The following is a 952-nucleotide window of genomic DNA, read 5'->3' as shown; positions in this document are numbered from 1 at the left end:
CCCCCGGGCGGCCCGGCGGTGGATGAAGCCTCCAGGGAGCGCACGCCATGTCACGGTCGGATCCACGCCACGCGAAGCCTGTCTCCAACGCGGCGGAGTCCCCTTCCGACGCGGGGGCCGGGCGGACGCCCTCCGCGCTGAAGGACCTGCTGGAGGAGGTCCGTTCCCCGGCCGCGACGCGTTCGGACGTCTACCTGCTCGTCGACGCGCTGGGCCGGGCACCGGCGGCGGAAGAGCCGCACCGGGAGCGCGCCGACCTGCTGCTGCACCTGATGGCCCGCGACAATCCCGTGGGCGACTACACGGGCCGGAACGGGAAGACGGTGCGTCACGCGGCGCGGGATGCCCTGCTGGCGTTGGGCTTTCCATACGCGCTGGAGGTGCCACCCGAGTTGATGGGGCAGGCCCCGCCCACGCAGCCTCCCCGGACGGGAATCGGGAGGGGCGGGTTCGCCTCCCTGGCGATCCTCACGCTGTACCTGACGGTCCTCGGCTCATGGGCTGTGTGGAATGACCTGACGGTCCGGCGCTCCAGCCACGTGCTTCCCCCTCGGTTCACGCGCGACACCGCGATGTCCATCGCGTTCCTGGCGGCGTTCATCTGGCTGCCGCCGCTGGTTTCGCTGTGCGGTCATGCCTTGAAGCGCCGCTGGCTGCAGAGCATCGGCTCGACGCTCCTCGCGGTGCAGGCGATCCCCTGGGTGTTGATCGCTGGCGCCTCCCTCTGGAACGGACGTGAGCCCCTTCAAGCGGCCATCCTGCCCTGGTACCTGTCGTTGTGGGCCCTCTGGGCAACGCGCCCGTTGCCGAAGTCCCCGCCCTGACCTTCCACGCGGGAGCGGACCCGACGACAGACAGTGTCTCCAGGTTCCCTCCAGACCGCAGCCGCCGCCCCTTGCGCCCGGAAGGTGGGCGGGAGGATGACTGTCTTCAGGAGCGCCATCCCATGTCT

General features: G+C 70.7%; 1 protein-coding gene. It reads left to right on the top strand.

From position 1 onward, the window contains the following. Positions 1 to 47: 47 nt before the first annotated feature. Positions 48 to 824: a hypothetical protein gene (locus D7Y13_RS41750; RefSeq protein WP_120631070.1), complete on the top strand. Its 777-nt coding sequence runs from the start codon at positions 48 to 50 to the stop codon at positions 822 to 824. Positions 825 to 952: the final 128 nt, after the last annotated feature.

It is taken from the genome of Corallococcus praedator, from assembly GCF_003612125.1.
In the GTDB taxonomy this organism is placed as follows: domain Bacteria; phylum Myxococcota; class Myxococcia; order Myxococcales; family Myxococcaceae; genus Corallococcus; species Corallococcus praedator.
This window is presented reverse-complemented; position numbering and strand designations above follow the sequence as displayed.